Origin of the sequence: Xanthomonas sp. WCS2018Noco2-27 (assembly GCF_031843525.1) — a bacterium.
Classification (GTDB): domain Bacteria; phylum Pseudomonadota; class Gammaproteobacteria; order Xanthomonadales; family Xanthomonadaceae; genus Xanthomonas.
In genome coordinates this window covers 224,280-247,192 of record NZ_JAVTIK010000003.1, presented here as the reverse complement: position 1 = coordinate 247,192, position 22,913 = coordinate 224,280, and the positions used below count along the sequence as shown (strand labels likewise).

Genomic DNA, 22,913 nt, shown 5'->3' with positions numbered 1-22,913 from the left:
GCGCACGCATGTGCCGCGACAGCTGATGATTCTTGAAATTCGTCATTGACTCTTCAACCCCAACATCCATGGCGCAGCACGCACCAGCACCGCGCGCATCGGCACCGCGCAGGCGATCGCGAATGCGCTGAGCACCATCGCCCACGCCGGCGTACCAATGAGCCCGCGATCGATGACCCCGGTGCGCGCAACCACACTGGTGACCACCAGGAACACCAGCGTATGCGTGCACAGAATCAACAAGGTGTTAGTGCCGATCCACTGCACCCACTGCCAGTGCCGGACGAAATACGCGACGCATAGCGTCATCGCAGTCCCCAACAGACTCACCAGCAGGAACAGTGCAGCCGATTGCCCGAACAGCAGGTTGTTCACGTCCACCTGCCCGTTCGCTCCGGCCAGCAGCCACCATGCCGTTGCGACGACCGGCAGCGCCAACGCCCACACCCATGCCGGAAGCGCGCGCAGCGCATCGGCAAAACGCGACAGCCAGCCACCCACCGCGATGAAGAACAAGGCGATCGGCAACACGTCCAACGCGAGTGGCAAGCGCAGCTGCAACGAAGGAAACCATCCCGCCCATGCCAGTGCGATCGGCAAGCTGAGCGCCGCTACCACCGTCGTGCTCAAACGTGCACGCAATGCAATGTAGGTCAGCGTTGTGACAAACAACGCCGGCAAGAACCACAACGCCGGCAGCACGTAGAGGCGCGTGCCGTTGGCCCAGAACACGCCAAGGAAAGGGTCCCACCACGCCCGTGCGCCCGGCTGCTGGAACGCATGATTGAGCACGGCCGTCAGCAGCCACAGGCTATATGCCACCAGGAAGAACGCCAGGTACGGGACCAACAACGTCCGCGCCAGCTTTTTCACCGTCGACACATTCAACCCGCGACGTCCGAAGCGCTCGCCGACCCAGCCGGAAAGCACAAAAAACAACGGCACATGGAAGCTGTAGGCGAACAGTTTGTAGGCAGGCGGCATGCCGCTCGCGTGCCCCAGCACCACCAGCACGATGGCCAGCGCCTTTGCCGCATCGATCTGCCAATCGCGGGCCAGCGCCGGCGCGCGACCGGGCATTGGCACGGTTTTGTCGTGTCCGGCTTGCGGGGGATACGGAGCAGTCGTCATGCCGCGGCGCCGGTCATGCCGCCACCGTGCGCGCACCCAAGGCCCAGGGAGCAAAACGCATCAACAACCAGCGCATGGGTACGCACGCGACCAGCGCGAACACCGTCACGAAGACCGCCCAACCCAGGCCCGGCCGCCCTGCACCGAATCCGCCCGCCACCGCGGCAACACCGGACAGCACGAAGAACACCAGCATATGCGTGCACAGGATCAGCAAGGTATTGCGGCCGATCCACTGTACCCAGCTCCAGCTCTGCACCAGCCGCGCCGCACAGATCACCATCAACGATCCCAGCACCGCACTGAGCAGGAATACGGCATGGTCGCGGCCGAAGCCGAGCATGTTGACGTCGATACGCCCGTTACGTTGCGCCAGCCACGCCACCGCAAGCGCCAATGCAACGGTCACCAGCGCACTGACCGGCAGCGAAGTCGGTAGACGCGGCGACACGTAAATCAACAGCGCGCCCAGCGCGTAGAAGCACAACGACACCGGTAGCACATCGAGCCCGAAAAAAAGCCGCACTCCCTGCGCCGGGAACCAGTTCATCCAGAACCACGCCAGCACCAATCCCGCCGCCGCAATCGCCAGCGGCGGCAGCAAGCGGCGCAGCAATACGTAGCTCACCACAGTGACCAGCATCACCGGCAAAAACCACAGCGGCGGCTGCACATACAGATCCGGACCGATCCCGGTAAACAGCGACACGATCGGCTCCCACCACGGGTGACTTCCCCAGCGCGCGGCCTTCTCACCGATATTGCGGGTCAGCAGCCAGTACGCGTAGCCCAACAGATAGAACGTGACATACGGCAGTAGCAGACTGCGCGCCTGCTTGGTGATCGTCTGCGCCATGCTGGTGGTACGCGACGCATAGCCAGCGGCCAACCAGCCAGACACCAAAAAGAACAGCGGCACGTGGAAGCTGTAGGCAAACAAGGTCATGTCATGCGGCACGCCCTTGGCATGGCAGAACACCACCAGCAAGATCGCGATGGCCTTGGCCGCATCGATCCGCGGATCGCGGGCCTTCCCGCCGGCTGCGATCCGCACGCCGGAATCAGACGCGACCGACGACGACGCTGCGGCCGAACTCATCGCCCCGCTCCCGCAGGCAATGGCAACTGCGCGCCATCAACCGTTGGATCATCCTTGATCGAAGCAGCGGAGACCGCCGACGCAGACCAGGTCGGACGCATATGCCACAGGCAGCCGCACACGAACCACCACAGCGCCGAGGTCTTGATCGAAAAGTAGCCGTTGGACACCAGCAGACTCAGCGCAAAAGCGAAGATGGCCAGGTTCTTGAACAGCTGGCCTTCCTTGCTCGGCATCAGCAGCAGGAACGAATACGACAACAGGAACGCCAGCACCCCGACGATCGACTGCGACGCGATGAAGTACGAAATGCCGCTGTCGAAGTAACGGTAGGCCTGCGCAAAATCCAGCCCCAGCCAGGACTCGAACGACAGGTTGTTCATCGAGTAAACGGTGAAAAATATCCGGCCCATGGTGGTGTCCTGGTAGGCCGTGATCCCGGTGATCCACACCAGCAGCCACGCACTCATGATCACCAGCAAGAACACCAGAAACGCCAATCGCTGATCCAGGCGTTTCAATAGCGGCGTCAGCAACACCATCAGCACGCAGGTGCCCGCCGCCAATCGTCCATCCGAGGCGACGATCATGAAACCGATCAACCCCACCGACAAGACCAGCGCCGCCGGCCGCATCCAACGCCAGAACACCAGCACGATGGCGGTAAAGAAGCAGATGTAGTTGCCCATCGTCACCGGCTCGATGAACATCGAGGAGGCGCGCGGGAGATTGGAACCTGGCAGGAAGTTGCGTTCGCCCGGCCGCGTGGCGCTGACGAACAAATTGCTGTCTTCGTTCCAGAACCCTTCGGCGCTCATGCCACGCGCGTTGACGAAGAAGCTCTTCGGATTGACCAGGTCGCCGTAGGCCCTCGGCATTGCCAGCTCAAACGCGGCAACCAGCGAGACGATGATGGTCATGCGGATGAACAACTTGGGCACCGAGCCGGTATAGGCAGAGCCCAGCACCACAAACGCGAACACCACCAGGGCATCGCGAAAGAATTTCGGATCGATCTGCCAGTTCACCAGGAACCGCACGAACATCAGCAGCACGATCAATCCAAGCCCGCTGATGATCAGCGCAATGCGTTTACGGCTCAGCGAGCCCAGGCCCAGCAGGAAGCAGGCCGCGTAGATCATGAACTCGACAGCGTAGGTGATCACCGGACGCACGGTGAACACGTTCGCGTTGATCAGCGCCAGCACCAGGTTGTAGCCCACGCCGACCAGCAGCGTCAGTTCGATCAGCAGGTTATGCCAGCGAACGCGGGTTTCCTCGCTCATTCGGATCAGCATGCACACGCCTGCTTGAGAGGGGCGGCTGCACTGCAGCCGCCCGCGACGCCTGACGCGCCAGGTCGCACGCTCCCCGCCATCATCAGTACGCGGTCTTCTGTCCGAACACGCGCACTGCAGTCAGCACGATGATGCGGATATCCAGCCACAGCGACCAACGACGGATGTAGTCCAGGTCGTACTGGATACGCTTCTTCATCGTCCGCAGCTCCGGGGTTTCGCCACGGAAGCCATTGACCTGCGCCCAACCGGTGATGCCCGGCTTGACGTAATGACGCTGCATGTAATGGTTGATCAGCTTTTCGTAGTGCGTGTTGTGCTGCGCGGCGTGCGGGCGCGGGCCCACGATCGACATGCTGCCACCCAGCACATTGAAGATCTGCGGCAACTCATCCAGGCTGCTGCGCCGCAGGAACGCACCGAAACGGGTGATGCGGGTGTCGTTCTTGGTCGCCTGCTGGATGGTGGTGCCATGATCGTCATGCACGCGCATCGAGCGGAACTTGAACATGTAGAACTCGCGACCGCCCAGACCGTGACGACGCTGGCGGAAGAACACCGGACCCGGCGAGCTCATCTTGACGCCGACGGCAATCGCAGCCATCAGCGGCCACAGGCCCATCAGCGCGATCACGGCCAGGATCTTGTCCTGCAGCGCCTTGGCAACCACGAAGTAATTATCGCGATCGACACCGCCCTGACGCAGGTTGATCACCGGCGTGTTGCCGATCTGCTCACCGGACTGGTTCAACAGACCGAAGTCGAACAAATCCGGCACCAGCTTCACGTTGATCGGATAACGGTCCAGACGCTGCAGCAGCTGCTTGATATGGTCGCGCTCGCCCAGCGGCAGCGAAATCCACACCTGCTCGACCTGATTTTCCTTCAGGTAATCGATCAGTGCATCCGGTTCGCCCAGGCACGGCAGCGACTGGCGCTGCTCGGTCACGGCGATGTCGTACGGCGTACGGAAGTAACCGACCAGGTTCATCCCGACCCACGGATTGCGGCTCAGGTAATGATTGATCTTCATCACCGGATGGCGCAGACCGACGACCACCACGCGCTGGACGTCAACGCCCTGCGCACGCAGGTGGTTCAGGAAGCCGCGCAACAAGGTGCGTGCCGCCACCAGCGACGCCAGGCCGCCAACGAACCACAGACCGATCCAGCCGCGCGAGACCTGCTCTCCAACCTGCACGATCAGCGCATGCACCGCAAACAGCGCAAACACGCCGCCGAAGGCACCGCCCAGCACCATCAGCTCGCTCAACAATCCGCGGCCGCGCCAGCTGCGATACAGCGGAAACAGCGCAAAGCAGATTACCGAATACAACAGCGTGGTGGCGATTGCGACCCGATACGGCGCTGCCGGGACCCAGGAGCCGAACACGATGCGGTATGCGATCAGGCCCGACACGACCACCATGGTCAGGTCGAACACACGCAGCACCAGATCGGCTGCCGCCGAGTACTTGGACAACAATCGCGGCGAGGATGTGGTGTACGTCGCGCTACTCAAGTCTGCCAAAAGCATGGGGATGTCCTCCAAACTCGATACGGCGCATGCGGGGGAACATACGAATCGCACGCGAGCTTTCAATCATCTCCGTCGAGCGATCACCGCGGTAATACCTACCGACCCCAGATCACTCGACAGCCCTTTGTTTCAACAGAGACAAACTTTCAAAACGAGGGAGCCCGAAACATACGGGATCCGACTTTTTCTACGCTGAATCGGTTGTCACTTTAATTAACCACTGTTTTGCAACATCACGATGTCAGTTCAATCGTGTTTCCGGCCCGGTGCCCCGCAGGAAGTAACGCACAAGCGCCACAGCCAACCCAAGGAATACGCCAAAGATGAAGCCTAACGCGAGGTTCAATTTGAGTTTCGGCGAAGTCTTCGACGTAGGCACATCTGCAGTGTCGACGATGGTCACGTTGTTGGCGCCGACATTGCTCGCCACACCGATTTCCTTGTAGCGCTGCAGGAGCGCATCGTAGAGCTGACGGTTGGTATCGACGTCGCGCTTGAGCATGTTGTAGCGGATGCTGCGGCTCTGCAGGTCGAGTTCGTTGGTGCGCAGACCGGCAATGCGTTCGTTGAGCAATTGCTCCTGATGCACGGACGCGTCGTAGGTCGCCTTGAGCGACTGGCGAACGTTGACGACCTCACCATTGATCTGACGGCGCGACTCTTCGATCTGCGCTTTCAGGCGCTGCATTTCCGGGTAATCCGGCTTGAAGGTCGACAGCTTCTGCTGATACTCGCTGGTCAAACGCACCTGCTCCCCGCGCAAGGTCTGGATCAGCGGGCTGCTCAACACCTGCGGCAACGACATCGCATCGCCGGTGGCGGCCTGACGCCAGGCGGCCTCGGCCTTGATGCGCGCATCCTGCGCCGACGCCAGCAACGCATTGAGGTCGGTCAGGTTCTGCGCCGGCAACGACGGCTTGTCGTCGCCTACGGAGACGATCTGCTCATCGGTCGAGTACGCAACCAGCGTTTTTTCCGAGTCTTCCACCTTGTCGCGCAACTGCTCCAGGCGCTCGGCAAGAAACTTGGTCGCAAACGAAGACGCCTTCATGCGGCGCTCCTGCGTGCTCACGATGAACACCTTCGGATAGGTGTTGGCAATCTTCGCCGCAAGCACCGGGTCCGGCGAATCGTAATTGACGTAGACCAGGCGCGAATTGAGGATCGGCTCGACCACCAGGCCTGCCAGCAAGGTGTCGGTGAGGCTGCGCTCGATGATCGCCTGACGCGAGTCCACCGACTTGCCCGCTTCCGGATTCTTGGCGGCTGCCTTTTCCAGTGCATCTTCGACTTGCTGCTTGAACGCCGGCTCCTGATCGAGCTTGGCTTCGCGAATCACCGCACGTGCCAGCGAACGGCTCTGCAGCAGCTGGTACTGGGTCTGGTAGAAGTCGCGATCCTGCGGAGACTCGACCGGCATCAGGTTGTCGACGTTCACCACGTTGAGCGAATCGCGCTCGATCTGCAGCGTACTGGTGGCGCGATACTTTTCCGGCATCAGGAAGGTGATCACCAGCGCCAGCAGCACGGCGGCGATCGTGATCAGGATGATCAGCCAGCGCTGCGACACCAGAGCACGCCAGTAGTCGAGCAAGCTGACGTCGGCCAGTTCGAGATGCCCATGACGCTGCGACGGCGAGGAAGGATTGTCGGAATTCATACTCATCGGTAAGCGCGCCACACCATCACTAAGGGGGTCAGTTCCAGCATGGTGCGCAACCAGACGCGCGCATCCGAGCGATACACCACGACGATGTCGCCACCGTAGATTTCAGGGTCCGGATTGGCGCCCTTCTCGATCTCGGTCAGGTCGAAACGCGCGATCATTTTCTGCCCGTTGACCATGCGGAACACGATGACATTGCCGCGGCTTGCCACAGTGCTGACGCCCTTGGCCTGCGCCACGGCCTGTTGCAGCGTCAGATTGGCACCGATCACCGGGTAGATGCCGGGCTCGGTGACGGCGCCGGTCACGGTCACGCGACGGCCATTGGATTCCTGCACGAACACCGACACCTGCGGATTCTGCAGGTAGCCGCCGCGGTAACGATCGGCGACCAGCTTCTCCAGCTCGCCGACACCCATGCCGGCGGCGTTGACGTCGCCGATCAGCGGCAGCGAGATGTGGCCGTTCTGATCGATGCGGACCTGCCGTTCCAGATCGTCGACCTGAAATACCTTGACCAGCAACAGGTCGCCTGGGGAGAGTCGATACTCGGGCTGCACCGCGGACATCGCCAGCGGATCGGGAAGCGGCAATGACGACGCCATGTTCTTCCCGGTGCTGCAAGCACCCAGGGCCATCGAGCAGATCAACGCCAGGCTGAGGCCTTGGCAGAATCGTCCGATCAGTTTCTTCATGCGTATGGCTGGCTGCCTCGGTTGGGTGGGACAGGAGCTCGCGCAGCATTCAACCGGCCAACGCGCCAGCACGAACGTACGACAGAGAAATTCATCCCAGAAACATCGGGATCACGAAAAGGTACAGCGTGTTGCACTGCACTATGGCACAGAACGATCGCATCGCAAGGCATGACACGCCATTTTTTTGACGGCGTTGGCCTATTGATTCAAGTTCGTCGTGGTCGCGTTAAAAAACCGTGATCCACGTTCTAATCTCAAGCTAATGATTTGGAACGTTTCCGGACACTTAGCATCGTTCCGTGACCCAAGTCCATAGCGAACTGGACCGAAATAAACGGGCGCTCGTGTCCGGTTCATGCTGCACTGCGATATGCCGATCTACATAGTGAGCGACCGCTGCAGGGACACAAAAATGCAATGTTGCGACGCAACAAAAAAGCCCATGTCGGAAGGACATGGGCTCGATGTTTGGTCGGGGTAGCCGGATTTGAACCGACGACCACTAGTCCCCCAGACTAGTGCGCTACCAGGCTGCGCTATACCCCGAAGATGCTGCATCCCGTCGCGAGGACGGCCTGCGATTATAGCGGCTTTGCGACACGTTTTCCTAGCGGCGAAGCAGCTGCAGGACTTCTTCCAGTTCCATGCGCACCTGCTTGATGATCTGGTTGCTCAGCGCCGACTCGCTTTTAGCGCCATCGCCTTCCAGCCGCAGACGCGCGCCGCCGATGGTGTAGCCCTGCTCGTAGAGCAGGCCGCGGATCTGCCGGACCATCAGCACATCGTGGCGCTGGTAGTAACGGCGGTTGCCGCGTCGCTTGACCGGCTCCAGGCTCGGAAATTCCGTTTCCCAGTACCGCAACACATGCGGCTTGACGTCGCACAGCTCGCTGACCTCACCAATGGTGAAATAGCGCTTGGCCGGAATCGGCGGTAGTTCGCGATTACTGCCCGGATCCAGCATAAGCCTCCACCCGTTCCTTGAGCTTTTGGCCAGGGCGGAAGGTCACCACCGTCCGGGCCGAGATCGGAATTTCCTCACCGGTCTTTGGATTGCGACCGGGCCGTTGATTCTTGCGCCGCAAATCGAAGTTGCCGAAACCCGACAGCTTCACCTGACGACCCTGCTCCAGCGCATCGCGTAGCACGTCGAAAAACGCGTCGACAAATTCCTTCGCCTCGCGCTTGTTCAGACCAACCTCGTCGAACAGACGTTCGGCCATCTCCGCTTTCGTCAATGCCATGCCAATCCCCTGGTTACCGCCTCAACTCCGGATCCGGGCGCGGTGCTCGCGCTCGATCACGGCCACCACATCGGTAACGACCGCATCCACGTCCCGGTCGGTGAGAGTGCGCGAGTTATCCTGCAAAATCAAGCCCATAGCCAGACTCTTGAAACCTGGCTCGACCCCCTGCCCGACGTACCGGTCGAACAGCTGCACCTCGCGCAGCAACGGGCCGACCGCGGTCTGCACGCTGGCCGACAACGCCGCCCAACTCACCTCGTCCGGCACCAGGAAGGCCAGATCGCGGCGCACCGACGGGAACCGCGACAGCTCCCCGGCGCGCGGCAAGGCGCGCTGCACCAGCGGCGCCAGCTGCAGTTCGAACGCGATCACATCGACGTCGATTTCCAACGCCTTGGTCAGGCGCGGATGCACCTGGCCGATCCAGCCGATGCACACGCCATCGCGATAGATATCGGCCGACCGACCCGGATGCCCGAACGGCTGGGCGGAGGGCTGAAACTCCAGCACCGCGCCGCTGGCCGCTGCCAGCGCGATCAGGTCGCCCTTCACATCATGAAAATCCACCTTGCGTGCGGGCTCGCCCCATTGCAACGCAAGCGCATCGCCACACACCGCGGCGGCGACATGCTGGGATTCCTGCGGGGCAGCGCCCGCCTGTGCGGAAGCCGCAAACACCTTGCCCAGCTCGAACAGCCGCACCCGCCCGGCCTGACGGGCAGCATTGCGGCCCAGTGTCGCGACCAGGCCCGGCAGCAAGCGCGGACGCATGATGGCCAGCTCGGCACTGAGCGGATTGGCCAGCGGCACCAGGCCGTCAGTCAACTGCCAACGCTGCAGCAACGCCGCATCGACGAACGCGTAATTGATGGTCTCCTGCAGCTCGCGCGCCACCAGCTGGCGGCGCACCGTCAGCTCGTCGAGCTGGGTTTCACTGGGCATCGCGATCCGGCTGGCACCGCCCGGCAGCGTGGTCGGCACGCGATCGTAGCCGTGGATGCGCGCCAGCTCTTCGATCAGGTCTTCTTCGATGGCGATATCGAACCGACGGCTCGGCGCAACCACCTGCCAGCCTTCGGAAACCGCATCGAGCTGCATGCCGAGCGCACTCAGAATGCGCACGACATCCGCGTCGTCGATGTGGATGCCGAGCACGCGCGCGATGCGTGCGCGACGCAGCAGAATGCGCGCGGGCTGCGGCAGATGCTCCGGCAGTTGCGCATGCACCACCGGGCCCGGCGTACCGCCTGCCAGTTCCAGCACCAGGCGTGTGGCTACTTCGATCGCCTGCGGCGGCAACGCCGGATCCACGCCGCGCTCGAAGCGATGGCCCGCATCGGTATGCAGGCCGAACTTGCGGCCACGGCCCATGATCGCGGCCGGATCGAAATACGCCGACTCCAGGAATACGTTGCGCGTTTTGTCGGTGACGCGCGTGTCCAGCCCGCCCATCAACCCTGCCAGCGCCACCGGGCGGCCGGCATCGGTGATGGTCAGGAAACTGTCGTCCAGCGTGACCTCACGCCCATCCAGCAGCGCCAGCTGCTCGCCACTGCGCGAACGACGCACCCCGATCGGCCCCTGCAAGGTATCCAGATCGAAGGCATGCATCGGCTGACCGAGCTCCAGCATCACGTACTGGGTGATATCCACCAGCAGCGAAACCGGACGCACGCCGCTGCGACGCAGACGCTCGGCCAGCCACACCGGCGTCTTCGCCAACGGGTCGATGCCTTCGATCACACGCCCGCAATAGCGCGGCGCCTCCTTGCCGGCATTCAATTCCACCGCAAGCGTCCGCGTGGACACCGGCGGCACCGCAACGGCGTCGAAGGCCACCACTTCGCTGGCGCATGCTGCAGCCACGTCGAACGCGATGCCACGCACGCTGAAACAGTCGGCGCGATTGGGGGTGAGCTTGATTTCGATGCTGGCATCCGGCAAGCCCAGATACTCCGCAAGGGCTTGACCCACCGGCGCATCGTCCGGCAACTCGAACAGGCCGGACGCATCGCTATCCAGGCCCAGCTCTTTGGCCGAGCACAACATGCCGTTGGACGGTACGCCACGCAGCTTCGCAGCCTTGATGGTCAGCTCGCCGATCTGCGCGCCGACCAGCGCCAACGGCGCCACCAGGCCGGCACGCGCATTGGGCGCACCACACACGATCTGCAGCAACTCGCCCTGCCCCGCATCGACACTGCACACCTGCAGGCGATCGGCTTCCGGATGACGCATGGCCTCGACGATGCGCGCCACCACCACCTGACCAAGCGCCTCACCCAACGGCGTGACGTCTTCGACTTCCAGACCGATCGCCGTCAGCGTGGCGGCCAGTTCCTCGCGCGAGGCCTGGATCGGAACGTGGCTACGCAGCCAATTTTCAGAGAATTTCATGGAGAGCCGGGAATGGAGAATAGGGAATCGGGAATCGCAACAGCGGGAGGTCTTCGGAGATTTGGAAGGTGGGCTAGGAGCGCGCTTGGCTGCTCCGATTCTCCACTCCCGATTCCCGATTCCCGGCCGTCAAGCAAACTGCCTGAGAAAGCGCACGTCGTTTTCGAAAAACGCGCGCAGGTCGTTGACGCCGTAGCGCAGCATCGCAAAACGCTCCACGCCCAGACCGAACGCAAAGCCGGTGTAGCGCTCCGGGTCGATGCCGACGCTGCGCAACACATTCGGGTGCACCATGCCGCAACCCAGCACTTCCAACCAACGGGTGCTGCCGTCGGGCTGCTGCCAGGCGATGTCTACCTCGGCACCCGGCTCCACGAACGGGAAATAGCTGGGGCGAAACCGCATTTCGAAATCGCGCTCGAAGAACGCGCGCACGAACTCGGACAAGGTGCCCTTGAGATCGGCGAAATTCGAATGCTCGTCCACCAGCAGGCCTTCGACCTGATGGAACATCGGCGAGTGGGTCTGATCCGAATCGGAGCGATACACCTTGCCGGCCGCAATCATGCGCAGCGGTGGTTTGTGCGCATCCATGTAGCGCACCTGCACACCGGAGGTATGCGTGCGCAGCAGACGACCGTCGCCGAAATAGAACGTGTCGTGCATCGCGCGCGCCGGATGATGCGGCGGGAAGTTCAGTGCTTCGAAATTGTGCCAGTCGTCCTCGATTTCCGGACCATCGGACAACTCGTACCCCAGCCGCGCAAAAATCTCGACAATGCGCTCGAGCGTGCGCGTCACCGGATGCAGGCCGCCGCGCTCGCCACGCCGGCCCGGCAGAGTGACATCGATGCGCTCGCCGGCAAGACGTGCATCCAGCGCAGCGGTTTCCAGGGTCGTTTTGCGCTCCGACAACGCTGCGCTCAGCGTATCTCGGGTTTGGTTGATCGCCTCGCCCGCAGCCTTGCGCTGCTCGGCCGGCAGCGTGCCGAGCTGCTTGAGCTGGGCGGTGATACTGCCACTCTTGCCCAGCAAGGCGACCCGCAAGGCTTCCAGTTGGTCCGGTGTCTGCGCGGCGGCGACATCGGCCAGCGCGCGCTCGGTCAGGGATTGAATCTCACTCATTGCACTCGCGCCTCAACTACTCAGCCGAACGGTGTTTCCGGATGCACCGGAATGCATGACCACTCACTTGCTACCAGCCCCTTGCATCAATCGAAGCCGGCAGCCCAAAACGCAAAAGGGGAAGGACTCGCGCCCTTCCCCCTGCATATCTGCGTTCCCTCGCCGGCATCTGCACACGCATGTGCCGATGTCGCGATGACCTACCCCTTTAGAAGTCCGCACATGGATGTGCGGGCTCTTGCGAGGGACTCGCACCTACTCTGTGCGGGCTCTTGCGAGGGACTCGCACTTATGCCGCCAGCGCGCCCTTTGCCTTCTCGGCCAGCGCGGCAAAGCCGGCGGCGTCATGCACGGCGATATCAGCCAGCACCTTGCGGTCCAGGGTGATGCCAGCCTTGAGCATGCCATTCATGAAACGGCTGTAGCTCAGACCATTGATGCGGGCAGCCGCATTGATGCGGGTGATCCAAAGCGCACGGAACACGCGCTTCTTCTGCTTACGGCCAATGTAGGCGTACTGCTGTGCCTTGATGACCGCCTGCTTTGCAACGCGGAAAACCTTACGACGGGCGTTGTAGTAGCCCTTCGCCAGATTCAGAATTTTCTTGTGGCGGCGGCGCGCCTGCACACCACGCTTTACTCGTGCCATGGTTCAGTCCTCAGAGATAGGGAAGCATACGATCGAGACGGCCTGCGTCCTCGGGACGGACGTGGTTCGTCTGCCGCAAGTTGCGCTTCCGCTTGGTCGCTTTCTTCGTGAGGATGTGGCTACGGTTTGCGTGGCCGCACTTGTACTTGCCGGAGGCGGTCTTGCGGAAACGCTTGGCCGCCGCCCGGTTGGTCTTGATCTTGGGCATTGCAATGTCCTTGATGGTGTTTTGTCACTGACACGGGCGGCAGTCTTGCGACCACGCTTTCCATCCTTGCCCTTGCCTGCTTGTAAGTCCTTGATCGAACACGATCGGGACAGGTCCTGTGCCGCTTGCGCGGCTCCCGGCAAAACCGGGCCGCGCAGTCTACCCGTTGCCGGGAATTCTTGCAAATCGACGGATTCGCCGCCTTGACGAACCCCGTCGGGGCCCGTCGGGGCCCGTCGCGGCGCGGAATCAAATCTTCTTCTTAGGCGCGATCATCATGACCATCTGACGCCCTTCCAGGCGCGGACGGGACTCGATGACGATGTCTTCGCCCAAGTCGGCCTCGATGCGTGCCGCCATCTCGCGACCCAGTTCCTGGTGGCTCATTTCGCGGCCACGGAAACGGATGTTGACCTTGACCTTGTCACCCTCTTCCAGGAAGCGACGCATGTTGCGCAGCTTGATCTGGTAGTCGCCCTCGTCCGTGACCGGACGGAACTTGAGTTCCTTGATCTCGACCTGCTTGGTCTTCTTCTTGGCCTCGTTGGCCTTTTTCTGCTGCTCGAACTTGAACTTGCCGAAATCCATGATCTTGCAGACCGGCGGATCGGCCTGCGGCTGGATTTCGACCAGATCCAGGCCTTCTTCCTCGGCCTTGGCGAGCGCTTCGTCGCGCGACAACACGCCGACCATCTCACCGTCACTGCCGATCACGCGGACGCGCGGCACACGGATTTCTTGGTTCTTGCGGTTCTGTTTGTTGTCAGGGGTACTGATATTGCAATCTCCCAGGGGAATCGAACCGGCGCATCCGGATCATCCAGACCGGCCGGGGTTGGCTCACGCTGCCTGCTCTGCCTGCAGGCGTTCGATGAAGGCAGAGACCGTCATGGTCCCGAGGTCCTCCCCCGAACGCGTCCGCACGGCAACTGCGCCATTTTCCTTCTCGCGGTCACCGACGACGAGCAGGTACGGCACGCGTTGCAGCGTATGCTCGCGAATCTTATAACCGATCTTCTCATTACGCAAATCGGCGTTGACACGGAAGCCTTGATTTGCAAGGGTTTTCCGAACCGAGTCCACATATTCGGCCTGAGCGTCGGTGATATTGGCGACAACGACCTGGACCGGGGCGAGCCAGGACGGGAACGCGCCGGCGTGATGCTCGATCAAAATGCCGATAAAACGCTCCATCGAACCGACGATGGCCCGGTGCAGCATCACCGGATGCTTTTTCTGGCTGTGCTCGTCCACGTACTCGGCGCCGAGGCGGCCCGGCATCATGAAATCGACCTGCATCGTGCCCAGCTGCCAGGTGCGGCCGATGGCGTCCTTGAGGTGGTATTCGATCTTGGGGCCGTAGAAGGCGCCCTCGCCCGGCAGTTCCTGCCACTCCACTCCGCACACGCCCAGCGCGCTGCGTAGCGCGGCTTCGGCCTTGTCCCAGGTGATGTCGTCGCCCAGGCGCTTTTCCGGGCGCAATGCGATTTTGATCTCGATGTCGTCGAAGCCGAACGCGGTGTAGACCGCCAGTGCCTGCTGATGGAAGGCGGTGACTTCGGCTTCGATCTGCGATTCCAGGCAGAACACGTGGCCGTCGTCCTGGGTGAACCCGCGCACGCGCAGGATGCCGTGCAGCGCGCCGGAGGGCTCGTTGCGGTGGCAGGCGCCGAATTCGCCGTAACGGATCGGCAGGTCGCGGTAGCTGTGCAGGCCCTGGTTGAACACCTGCACGTGGCCGGGACAGTTCATCGGCTTGACCGCGTAGGTGCGCTTCTCCGACTCGGTGAAGAACATCGCGTCCTGGTAGTTGTCCCAGTGGCCGGACTTCTGCCACAGCGATACGTCCAGGATCTGCGGGCAGCGCACTTCGCCGTAGCCGCTGTCGCGGTAGACCTTGCGCATGTATTGCTCGACCACCTGCCACAGCGACCAGCCCTTGGGGTGCCAGAACACCAGGCCGGGGGCTTCTTCCTGCAGATGGAACAAGTCCTGCGCCTTGCCGATGCGGCGATGGTCGCGCTTATCGGCTTCTTCCATGCGCAGGATGTAGGCGTCGAGCTGCTTCTTGTCGGCCCAGGCGGTGCCGTAGATGCGCTGCAACTGCTCGTTCTTGGCATCGCCGCGCCAGTAGGCGCCGGAAATGCGGGTGAGCTTGAAGGCCTTGAGGAAGCGCGTATTGGGCACATGCGGGCCGCGGCACATGTCCACGTATTCCTGGTGGTAGTACAGACCCATCGCGGTGATGTCGTCGGACATGTCCTCGATCAGGCGCAGCTTGTACTCCTCGCCGCGCTGGGCGAACACCTCGATCACTTCCGCGCGCGGGGTGACCTTCTTGATCACCTCGTAATCCTGCGCGATCAGTTCCTGCATGCGCTGCTCGATCGCCGCCATGTCGTCTGGCGTGAACGGGCGCTCGCTGTAGATGTCGTAATAGAAGCCTTCGGCGATGACCGGGCCGATCACCATCTTGACGTCCGGGTACAGCTGCTTGACCGCATGCCCCACCAGATGCGCGCACGAGTGGCGGATGATCTCCACGCCTTCGGCATCCTTGGCGGTGATGATGCGCAGGCTGGCGTCATGGTCGATGACGTCGCTGGCATCGACCAGCTGGCCGTCCACCTGGCCGGCGATGGTGGCCTTGGCCAGCCCGGCGCCGATCGACTGGGCGACCTGCATCACCGAGACGGGGGATTCGAATTCGCGGCGGCTGCCGTCGGGGAGCGTGATGTTGATCATGGGCAAGAATGAGGTCTGGGCTGGCTGCAGCGGTGAGCTGCCATGAGAGATCTGCCCACTGCTGGACAGGCTCGGAAAGAACGTACGAGAGACGCTGCGCGGGACAACGGCACGCGGGCGCTGACTGCGCTGGGGCCGGTCCGGATCAAAGGTGGGCGGTGATAGTGCTCATGTCGCACGCTGGGCCGGCGCGGAGCGCGGGCCACCTTCTCGCAAGGGGTCTTGGGCGTGAATGGTAAACCAATCAGGCGGCCACTGGGCAGTGCGGCACGCCGCTGCCGGGCGCGTGGCATGATGCCGGCCACTTGTCCTGTCCGTTGCCGACCATGACCATCAAGGGTAAAGCCACCTCGCTGGATATCGCCTACCTGGCCGGTGTGTCGCAGCCGACCGTCTCGCGCGCGTTGCGCGGCAGCCCGATGGTCAACGAGGAAACGCGCAAGCGGATTCTGCGTATCGCGCACGAGCTGAACTACAAGGTCGACAAGAACGCCTCCTCGCTACGGCTGCGCAACGCCGGCACGCTGGCGCTGCTGTTCTTCGAAGACCCCACCGCCGACGATTCGCTGATCAACCCGTTCTTCCACTCGATGCTGGGCTCGATCACGCGCGCCTGCGCGCTGCAGGGTTATGACCTGCTGGTGTCGTTCCAGCAGCTGTCCAAGGACTGGCAGGCCGATTACGAAGACAGCAACAAGGCCGACGGCATTATTTTGCTGGGCTATGGCGATTATCAGGAATCGCGCCAGCGGCTGCAGTTGCTGGTGGAGCAAGGCACGCACTTCGTGCGCTGGGGCGCGGCATTGCCGGGCCAGCCGGGCATTTCCATCGGCAGCGACAATTATCAGGGCGGGCTGGACATCACCGAGCACCTGTTGGCGCAGGGGTGCCGACGCATTGCGTTTCTTGGCCACGCGTCCAATCACTACCCCGAATTCGAAGAGCGCTACCGGGGCCACGTCGCGGCGCTGGCGCAGCAGGATCTGGTCGCCGATGCCGCGCTGCAGTTCGATGCGATCACCACCGAATCGTCGGGCCATGCGGCATGCCTGGCGCTGCTGGAGAGCGGCAAGGCGTTCGATGCGGTGTGTGCGGCCAGCGACCTGATTGCGATCGGTGCGATGCGCGCGTTGCGCGAACGCGGTTTACGCGTGCCGCAGGACGTGGCGATCAGCGGCTTCGACGATATCGCGCTGGCCGCATCGGTTGCGCCGGCCCTGTCCACCGTGCAACAGGACACCAAGCAGGCCGGCGCGTTGTTGGTGGAAAGCCTGGTCGCGCTGATCCGTGGCGAAGCGGCGCAGAGCCGCACGATCCCGGTGCGGCTGGCAGTACGCGATTCCTCGCGTAGCAGCGGGTTACAGCCACCGCTGGGCTGGTCGCCGGCCGCGGCGGCGGAAACCGGCGATGGCGGGCGTGGGCGAGCCGCTGATGTGCCTGGGACGCGTTGAGGAATCGGGATTCGGGATTCGGGATTCGGGAATCGGGAATCGGGAATCGGGAATCGGGAATCGCTAGAGCATGCACGACGGGCTGCAATAGTGGCTGCAGACCATTGATGCCTCGTAGGAGCGCACCTGGGCGCGACGAGGCGTTACCGATCAGGTCCCATCGCGCCCGCGCGCGCTCCTATCTGTTGCGGGCGTCGCGGACGGCTTGATCGGCCATCTGGGCATCGAGTTGCTTGCGTAATGCAGGGTCGGTGATCGGCGCATCCGAGAGCAAGACACGCACACCGTGCGCTGGCACCTGCGTCGCCAACTGACCTTGCACCTCTAGCGTTTCACCACTCATCGCATCACGCCACGTGCCCGGCTGCAGAAAGCGCGTCACTTCGATGTTTGCGGCCGCATCGCCCTTGTTGAGCAACACCAGGGCGGTCTGGCTGATTCCTGCATGCTGATAGACGCGAAAGAATGCCGCCTGGTTGCCGCGCAACATTACGTCGACCTGCACGCCGCGCTGCAGCGCGGGCGTCTCACGGCGCACGCGGGCGATCTGTTTCAGCGGGCCGAAGATCGGGCTTTGCGGTGCTGCTTTAATGCGCTCGACGCCGAAGTAATTGCGATTGCCCGCATGCTCCGCCCGCCCACGCATGAAGCCGATTTCCGAGCCGTAATAAATCACCGGGATGCCGCGCGCGGTGAACAGCCAGTTGTGCGCATCGATAAAGCCGGTGTCGCTGGCATCCAGACGCGCCATGTCGTGGTTGTCGTAAAAGCTCATCAGCTCGTACGGGTTCGCATACGGCCCCTGACCCAGAAACAACGGTTTGGCGAGCTGTTCGAAACCCTCTTGCGTGTGGCCGAAGACTGCCGACAGCTGCTGCTTCAACGGGAAATCCAGCACGCTCACACCGGCGTTGCGTGCCCAGGTGTGGCCGGCAATCTTGTCGGCGTTGTAATCGAACGCCTCGCCAAACATGAAAAATCCCGGCTGTTTTTCGCGGATGCGCGCAACGAAGGCATGCCAGAAGCGGTCCGGCATCCAGCCGATGGTGTCGATACGGAATGCATCGGCACCCTGCTCCATCCATTGCAGATACGCATCGGCCAGGTAATCGAGCACCGCCGGGTTGTTCTCGTTGAGGTCGGACAATTCCGCCAGACCGCCACCGGTGTTGTAGAAGGCGTGCAATGGGTTGTGCTGCGGATCCAGCTGCGCCGGCGGCAGATTCTGGTGATCGGCAACCAAGCGACCACTGGCATCGTAGAGCTTGCCGAAACCGGGCTGCGCCACCGGCATGGTGTAGGCCGGCGAGCCGTGATTACCCACGATATCCAGCACCACCTTCAGCTTGTTGGCGTGCATGGCGCGGGTGAAGCCGGCAAAGTCCAGTCCCGGACTGGGGAGATGCTCGTCCAGCCTGTAGAAGTTGACGCCCCAGTAACCGTGATAACCGGTCTTGCCGTGGTCGCTGAGCGTGCTACCGCAGGTGATCGGCTTGCCGCCGGTAAATGCCTGGTCCGGGTTGTCGACGATCGGCGTGATCCACACCGCACCGAAACCCAGGTCGCGAATGTAGTCGGCCTGTTCGACGATGCCTTTGAAATCGCCGCCGAGGTAGCCGATGTTGTCGTCGCTGCCATCGGCGCACGGGGTGGGCACATCGAAGGTGCGCTGCGCACCGCCCTGCTCGCGCTGATCGTTGCCGGTATCGCCGTTGACGAAGCGATCGGTGACCACGAAATACACCGCATCGGCGGCCAACGGCTCCAGGGTGCCGTAATACTCCCTGGAAGCAGGCGCGGCGAGCGCCACGCCCGCATACATCGTCAATGCCAGATAGATCGCACTACGCATCACTGCCCTCCCGAGGCGACGGGGACCCGCACCACGCATACGCCTGCAATCAACAGGCTGAGCCCGCCAATGGCCAATGCATAGATTGGCTGGCCGCCCAACCAGACGCGGAGCACAAAGCCCAGCGCGCTGGCAGCGACCAACTGCGGAATCACGATAAAGAAATTGAAGATGCCCATGTACACGCCCATCTTGGCGGCGGGCACGCTGTCGGACAGCAAGGCGTATGGCAGCGACAGAATCGATGCCCAGGCAAAACCGACGCCCAGCATGGACAGCAGCAACCATTGCGGGTCACGAATCACCAACATCGACAGCAAGCCCGCAGCGCCCAGCCACAGGTTGCACAGGTGGCTCCAGCGCAAGCCAATCGCACGCACCAGCAAAGGAATGATCAACGCTGCCAGCGCTGCAAATCCGTTGTAGGCGCCAAACAGCACACCCACCCAGTTCGCACCATCGTTGTAGGCTGCCGAGACCGTATCGGTCGCGCCGAAGTGCACCTGCGTCACCGCTGCGGTGGTGTAGATCCACATCGCAAACAGCGCAAACCACGAGAAAAACTGCACCCAGGCCAAACGTCGCATGGTCATCGGCATGCTGCGCAAGTCCTGCACAATGACGACCAGCATGCTGGTGCCCGGCAGTACACGCGTCAACGCGAGCAACGCGCCATAGGCGATGCACAGGCCGGCCAGCACATACAGCATGCGATCGCCGTGCTGCCAGGCGATGGCCGCAGCTAGCAACACGCCAGCAACGCACCATGCTGCACTTGATGCCTGCGACGGCAGCGCACCGCTGCCCATTTGCGTTGCAGCGGGCGGGTGCGCATCGTCGAAGCTCGCCAGCTGCGCGGGACTGTATTCGCGGGTGCGTAGCACGGTCCATGCGATCGACAGGAACAACACCGCCGCACCCAGGTAGAACGCGTAGCGCACGCTGTCGGGCAGTTGCCCTGGCGGTGCGGTATTGGCTACGCCCCAGCGCGTGAGCAGCCACGGCAGAAAGCTCGCCACGATCGCACCAACACCGATGAAGAAGCTTTGCATTGCATAGCCGGTGGGCCGCTGCGCGGGTGGCAGCTGGTCGCCCACCAGTGCGCGGAATGGCTCCATCGAAATATTGATCGATGCATCCAGCACCCACAGCGTGCCGGCAGCAATCCACAGCACTGGCGCGTTCGGCATCACCAACAGCGCCAGCGTGGTAAACACCGCGCCCACCATGAAATACGGGCGCCGACGGCCCCAGGGCGTCCAGGTGCGATCGGACAGATACCCGATGATGGGCTGCACGATCAGCCCGGTGAGCGGTGCAGCGATCCACAATCCCGGTACATCGTCGACCTGCGCGCCCAGGGTCTGGAAGATGCGGCTGGCATTGGCGTTCTGCAGCGCGAACCCGAACTGGATGCCGAGAAAGCCGAAGCACATGTTCCAGATCTGCCAGAAGCTCAGGCGGGGTTTGGCGGTCATTGCGCTGTCTCCATGATGGCTGCCGGCCCCACGATCAACGCGCTGATCTGCGCCGTGTTGACCACTCCATCGCGACCACCACGGCCGCCGTTGTACTGCGCAAAGTGCTTCAACGCGCTCATATTGAAACCATCGTCCAGCCGAAACGCACAGGCCTGCCCCGCTACCACATCGAAAGTCGCCTGCGTGGAGACCTGCTCGCCCACGCTATGCGGCATCACGATGACATGCGATTGCGCAGCTTTTCCTGGGCATTCCAGCACCAGCTGCTTCACTGCGGCAGTGACGCCGGTATTGATCGGCCCATTGTCGTTGCGATAGCGCAGCGACACGCGATGCTGGCCGCTATGCGACGGCTCCCATGCCCAGGCGTGGCTGCCGCGCAGTTCCTGCGCCGGACCAAGCGTCAACGAAGGACTGTGCAGCGATTCAAGATCTGCCACACGCCGGGTCAGGCTGAGCACATGCAACACACCGTCATCGGCAAGATCCCAATGTTCACTGGCGTCCAACGCACGGCCATCCATGTACAGCGTCGCGCCAGCGGGAATGGCGATGCGGTGACCGCTGCCCCGCCGTTGCGCAACCGGCATCGCTGGCGTTTGCGGTGCAAACACCTGCACCGGCTGCGGCGGCGCAGCCAGATCGGCCGTGCGACCGACCAACTGCACCTGCGTGGTCTGGCCCTGCTGGGTGACACGGCCGGCCACCAGTAAGTCGCCCTCTTCGTTTGTCGGACGCAACAACACGTACCGACGTGTGCCCTGCTCCAGCAGGATCCGCTCGCGGTCGCCGAACAGCAGCGGCAGCAGGCTGCGCGGCAATTTCGGGGCAACGCTGCCATCGGCAGACACACCGAACACGCCGTCCAGCACCGCAGAAAGATAGCCGGCTACCGACCACAGCTGACGCGGCGAATTCACCACCGGGCCACTGCGCACGCCATCTTCCACATGCACGGCCAGGCTCTGCATCTCGTAGTTTTCCATGTTGGAGCCGGCCAGCGCGCTACCGCGCATCAGCGATTGCAGCTCCAATGCAATGCGCGGCGCATCGTCCAGCGCACGCGCCGCGCGCAAGGCATAGGCACTGACGAATGGCCAGATGGCGCGATTGTGATAAATCGGCTGCGCCGCTTCCTGCGGCCACACCACCGGGCTGCCTCCGGCAACCATCGGATAATTGCGCAGCGCGGTGCGTGCGCGCTCTGCGGGGAACACATCGGCCAGCACGCCCAACGACACGCCCAGCAGATCGACCTTGGCATAGCGCACCGGATGCGCCGCCGTGCCGAGATAACTCACATACTGGCTGCTGCCTGCATCCCAGAAGCGTGCATCGATGGTCTGACGCAATGCATCGGCCCACTGTGCGTAGTCGGCAGCGCGTGCGTCGCCATGCTGGCGTGCCAGCTGCTCGGCCAGACGCAACGCCTGGTAATGCAACACGTTGGTCGATAGTGCGAACGACTCGGCGATGAAGGCAACGTTCTCTCGCGTCCAGTCCGGATAGGTTTGCTCGCGCCAATCCAGAAACGAGGTTTCGCCACGGTAGAGGCCGATCTGCGCATCGAATACCGCATCGCGGTCCTGCGCGATCGTCCCCTGCAGCGCCTGCCAGACCTCCTCAGCAAACTGTGTGTCGTCCAGCAATCCACGTGCGGCCAAAAACCACACCACGCGGTCGCTACTGATCGGCCAGCTGCCACCGGAGCCGGTGTCCTGCGCCACGAACACGCCAGGGGTCTTCCCGTCGCGTGCGGCCGACAGCTTGAAGCGCAATGCATTGCGTGTGCGCTGCGGTTCCAGCCGCGCCAACGCCAGATCGGCGGCGAAACTGACATCGCGCGTCCACACATATGGCCAGCGTTCGCCGGTCTCGAAGCAGTTGCACGGCACCGGCTTACCGGCGTTGAAGGCCGGATCGCGGATCGCATCGACCCGGTCGTCGGCCATCTCCTGCTGCGCCAACGCAAACAAGGCGTCGAACATCGGGCTGGCGGTGTGCGTGCGCATCGGCTGCGCGGCAATGCGGCGCTCGCCCTGCGGCCAGCGCAACACAAAGCTCCCATCGTCCAGCGCATGCGCGTACGCGCGGCGCCCCTGAAATTCCAACTCGTCGGCCAATACCGGCGAGCTTGCCGCAACGCCGAGCGTTGCAGCCATGCAGATCATCTTCAGCATCGAAGCGGCAAGACGGCTTGTGCCGTCGGCCTTCCTCCCTCGTTGCACGCGTTGTGGTGCGCGGCACAGGCGTGCCACGGTCGCGGACCCTCCCAGGTGCCGTACGCCATGGTAGACGCGCACCCTGCCCTGACGCATCACTGCAT

18 protein-coding genes and 1 tRNA gene are annotated in these 22,913 nt (G+C 62.7%); 1 reads left to right on the top strand and 18 read right to left on the bottom strand.

What is annotated here, in order from left to right; translation table 11 throughout:
* Positions 1 to 42: 42 nt before the first annotated feature.
* The 15 genes from RQH86_RS08705 to thrS form a co-directional block, all read right to left on the bottom strand.
* Positions 43 to 1,080: an acyltransferase family protein gene (locus tag RQH86_RS08705; RefSeq protein ID WP_311240519.1), complete on the bottom strand. Its 1,038-nt coding sequence runs from the start codon at positions 1,078 to 1,080 to the stop codon at positions 43 to 45.
* A 64-nt stretch (positions 1,081 to 1,144) separates the two neighbouring features.
* Positions 1,145 to 2,230: an acyltransferase family protein gene (locus RQH86_RS08700; protein WP_311240516.1), complete on the bottom strand. Its 1,086-nt coding sequence runs from the start codon at positions 2,228 to 2,230 to the stop codon at positions 1,145 to 1,147.
* Positions 2,227 to 3,516 carry a polysaccharide biosynthesis protein GumE gene (locus RQH86_RS08695; protein WP_311260574.1) on the bottom strand — a complete coding sequence of 430 codons (1,290 nt, stop codon included), beginning with the start codon at positions 3,514 to 3,516 and terminating at the stop codon, positions 2,227 to 2,229. Before RQH86_RS08695 ends, RQH86_RS08700 begins: the two co-directional genes overlap by 4 nt.
* Positions 3,517 to 3,610: 94 nt before the next feature.
* Positions 3,611 to 5,065 carry an undecaprenyl-phosphate glucose phosphotransferase gene (locus RQH86_RS08690; RefSeq protein WP_055851505.1) on the bottom strand — a complete coding sequence of 485 codons (1,455 nt, stop codon included), beginning with the start codon at positions 5,063 to 5,065 and terminating at the stop codon, positions 3,611 to 3,613.
* A gap of 244 nt (positions 5,066 to 5,309) precedes the next feature.
* On the bottom strand, positions 5,310 to 6,749 hold the full coding sequence (locus RQH86_RS08685; RefSeq protein ID WP_311240296.1) for a GumC family protein: 1,440 nt from the start codon (positions 6,747 to 6,749) through the stop codon (positions 5,310 to 5,312).
* Positions 6,731 to 7,429 carry a polysaccharide biosynthesis/export family protein gene (locus RQH86_RS08680; RefSeq protein ID WP_055851503.1) on the bottom strand — a complete coding sequence of 233 codons (699 nt, stop codon included), beginning with the start codon at positions 7,427 to 7,429 and terminating at the stop codon, positions 6,731 to 6,733. Before RQH86_RS08680 ends, RQH86_RS08685 begins: the two co-directional genes overlap by 19 nt.
* Before the next feature lie 472 nt (positions 7,430 to 7,901).
* Positions 7,902 to 7,978, bottom strand: a tRNA-Pro gene (locus tag RQH86_RS08675).
* A gap of 61 nt (positions 7,979 to 8,039) precedes the next feature.
* On the bottom strand, positions 8,040 to 8,396 hold the full coding sequence (locus RQH86_RS08670; RefSeq protein ID WP_005995911.1) for a MerR family transcriptional regulator: 357 nt from the start codon (positions 8,394 to 8,396) through the stop codon (positions 8,040 to 8,042).
* Positions 8,377 to 8,676, bottom strand: coding sequence for an integration host factor subunit alpha (locus tag RQH86_RS08665; RefSeq protein WP_002811076.1), 300 nt, complete (start codon positions 8,674 to 8,676; stop codon positions 8,377 to 8,379). The genes RQH86_RS08670 and RQH86_RS08665 overlap by 20 nt, the downstream gene beginning before the upstream one ends.
* Positions 8,677 to 8,697: 21 nt before the next feature.
* Positions 8,698 to 11,076, bottom strand: coding sequence for a phenylalanine--tRNA ligase subunit beta (gene pheT / locus RQH86_RS08660; protein WP_311240297.1), 2,379 nt, complete (start codon positions 11,074 to 11,076; stop codon positions 8,698 to 8,700).
* Between the two features lie 129 nt (positions 11,077 to 11,205).
* Positions 11,206 to 12,201, bottom strand: a complete 996-nt coding sequence (gene pheS / locus RQH86_RS08655; RefSeq protein ID WP_055851500.1) for a phenylalanine--tRNA ligase subunit alpha — start codon at positions 12,199 to 12,201, stop codon at positions 11,206 to 11,208.
* A gap of 289 nt (positions 12,202 to 12,490) precedes the next feature.
* Positions 12,491 to 12,850, bottom strand: a complete 360-nt coding sequence (gene rplT, locus RQH86_RS08650; protein WP_006449140.1) for a 50S ribosomal protein L20 — start codon at positions 12,848 to 12,850, stop codon at positions 12,491 to 12,493.
* A 10-nt stretch (positions 12,851 to 12,860) separates the two neighbouring features.
* Positions 12,861 to 13,058: a 50S ribosomal protein L35 gene (rpmI, locus tag RQH86_RS08645; RefSeq protein ID WP_006449141.1), complete on the bottom strand. Its 198-nt coding sequence runs from the start codon at positions 13,056 to 13,058 to the stop codon at positions 12,861 to 12,863.
* 249 nt (positions 13,059 to 13,307) lie between these two features.
* Positions 13,308 to 13,835, bottom strand: a complete 528-nt coding sequence (infC, locus tag RQH86_RS08640; RefSeq protein ID WP_074052463.1) for a translation initiation factor IF-3 — start codon at positions 13,833 to 13,835, stop codon at positions 13,308 to 13,310.
* Positions 13,836 to 13,898: 63 nt separating this feature from the next.
* Positions 13,899 to 15,803: a threonine--tRNA ligase gene (thrS, locus tag RQH86_RS08635; protein ID WP_055851497.1), complete on the bottom strand. Its 1,905-nt coding sequence runs from the start codon at positions 15,801 to 15,803 to the stop codon at positions 13,899 to 13,901.
* 326 nt (positions 15,804 to 16,129) lie between these two features.
* On the opposite strand from thrS, the gene RQH86_RS08630 reads away from it, so the two are divergent.
* On the top strand, positions 16,130 to 17,254 hold the full coding sequence (locus RQH86_RS08630; RefSeq protein ID WP_311240298.1) for a LacI family DNA-binding transcriptional regulator: 1,125 nt from the start codon (positions 16,130 to 16,132) through the stop codon (positions 17,252 to 17,254).
* Between the two features lie 178 nt (positions 17,255 to 17,432).
* Here the strand turns inward: RQH86_RS08630 and RQH86_RS08625 are convergent, their stop codons facing one another.
* From RQH86_RS08625 to RQH86_RS08615, 3 genes are read right to left on the bottom strand one after another with little or no spacing between them, the layout of a single operon-like run.
* Positions 17,433 to 19,106 (bottom strand): alpha-amylase family glycosyl hydrolase, encoded by a 1,674-nt coding sequence (locus RQH86_RS08625; RefSeq protein WP_311240299.1) that lies wholly within the window; start codon positions 19,104 to 19,106, stop codon positions 17,433 to 17,435.
* Positions 19,106 to 20,584, bottom strand: coding sequence for an MFS transporter (locus tag RQH86_RS08620; RefSeq protein ID WP_115562390.1), 1,479 nt, complete (start codon positions 20,582 to 20,584; stop codon positions 19,106 to 19,108). The genes RQH86_RS08625 and RQH86_RS08620 overlap by 1 nt, the downstream gene beginning before the upstream one ends.
* Entirely contained in the window at positions 20,581 to 22,767 is a 2,187-nt protein-coding gene (locus RQH86_RS08615) for a Six-hairpin glycosidase-like protein (RefSeq protein ID WP_311240300.1), read from the bottom strand. Before RQH86_RS08615 ends, RQH86_RS08620 begins: the two co-directional genes overlap by 4 nt.
* Positions 22,768 to 22,913 lie beyond the last annotated feature (146 nt).

What these genes read in the sequence shown, in the direction of transcription:
- rplT (WP_006449140.1), bottom strand. Translation starts at nt 12,850, where the DNA reads ATGGCACGAGTAAAGCGTGGTGTGCAGGCGCGCCGCCGCCACAAGAAA.
- RQH86_RS08695 (WP_311260574.1), bottom strand. Translation starts at nt 3,516, where the DNA reads ATGAGCGAGGAAACCCGCGTTCGCTGGCATAACCTGCTGATCGAACTG.
- RQH86_RS08690 (WP_055851505.1), bottom strand. Translation starts at nt 5,065, where the DNA reads ATGCTTTTGGCAGACTTGAGTAGCGCGACGTACACCACATCCTCGCCG.
- RQH86_RS08620 (WP_115562390.1), bottom strand. Translation starts at nt 20,584, where the DNA reads ATGACCGCCAAACCCCGCCTGAGCTTCTGGCAGATCTGGAACATGTGC.
- RQH86_RS08680 (WP_055851503.1), bottom strand. Translation starts at nt 7,429, where the DNA reads ATGAAGAAACTGATCGGACGATTCTGCCAAGGCCTCAGCCTGGCGTTG.
- RQH86_RS08670 (WP_005995911.1), bottom strand. Translation starts at nt 8,396, where the DNA reads ATGCTGGATCCGGGCAGTAATCGCGAACTACCGCCGATTCCGGCCAAG.
- RQH86_RS08700 (WP_311240516.1), bottom strand. Translation starts at nt 2,230, where the DNA reads ATGAGTTCGGCCGCAGCGTCGTCGTCGGTCGCGTCTGATTCCGGCGTG.
- RQH86_RS08665 (WP_002811076.1), bottom strand. Translation starts at nt 8,676, where the DNA reads ATGGCATTGACGAAAGCGGAGATGGCCGAACGTCTGTTCGACGAGGTT.
- pheT (WP_311240297.1), bottom strand. Translation starts at nt 11,076, where the DNA reads ATGAAATTCTCTGAAAATTGGCTGCGTAGCCACGTTCCGATCCAGGCC.
- RQH86_RS08615 (WP_311240300.1), bottom strand. Translation starts at nt 22,767, where the DNA reads ATGCTGAAGATGATCTGCATGGCTGCAACGCTCGGCGTTGCGGCAAGC.
- RQH86_RS08625 (WP_311240299.1), bottom strand. Translation starts at nt 19,106, where the DNA reads ATGCGTAGTGCGATCTATCTGGCATTGACGATGTATGCGGGCGTGGCG.
- pheS (WP_055851500.1), bottom strand. Translation starts at nt 12,201, where the DNA reads ATGAGTGAGATTCAATCCCTGACCGAGCGCGCGCTGGCCGATGTCGCC.
- thrS (WP_055851497.1), bottom strand. Translation starts at nt 15,803, where the DNA reads ATGATCAACATCACGCTCCCCGACGGCAGCCGCCGCGAATTCGAATCC.
- RQH86_RS08705 (WP_311240519.1), bottom strand. Translation starts at nt 1,080, where the DNA reads ATGCCCGGTCGCGCGCCGGCGCTGGCCCGCGATTGGCAGATCGATGCG.
- RQH86_RS08630 (WP_311240298.1), top strand. Translation starts at nt 16,130, where the DNA reads ATGACCATCAAGGGTAAAGCCACCTCGCTGGATATCGCCTACCTGGCC.
- rpmI (WP_006449141.1), bottom strand. Translation starts at nt 13,058, where the DNA reads ATGCCCAAGATCAAGACCAACCGGGCGGCGGCCAAGCGTTTCCGCAAG.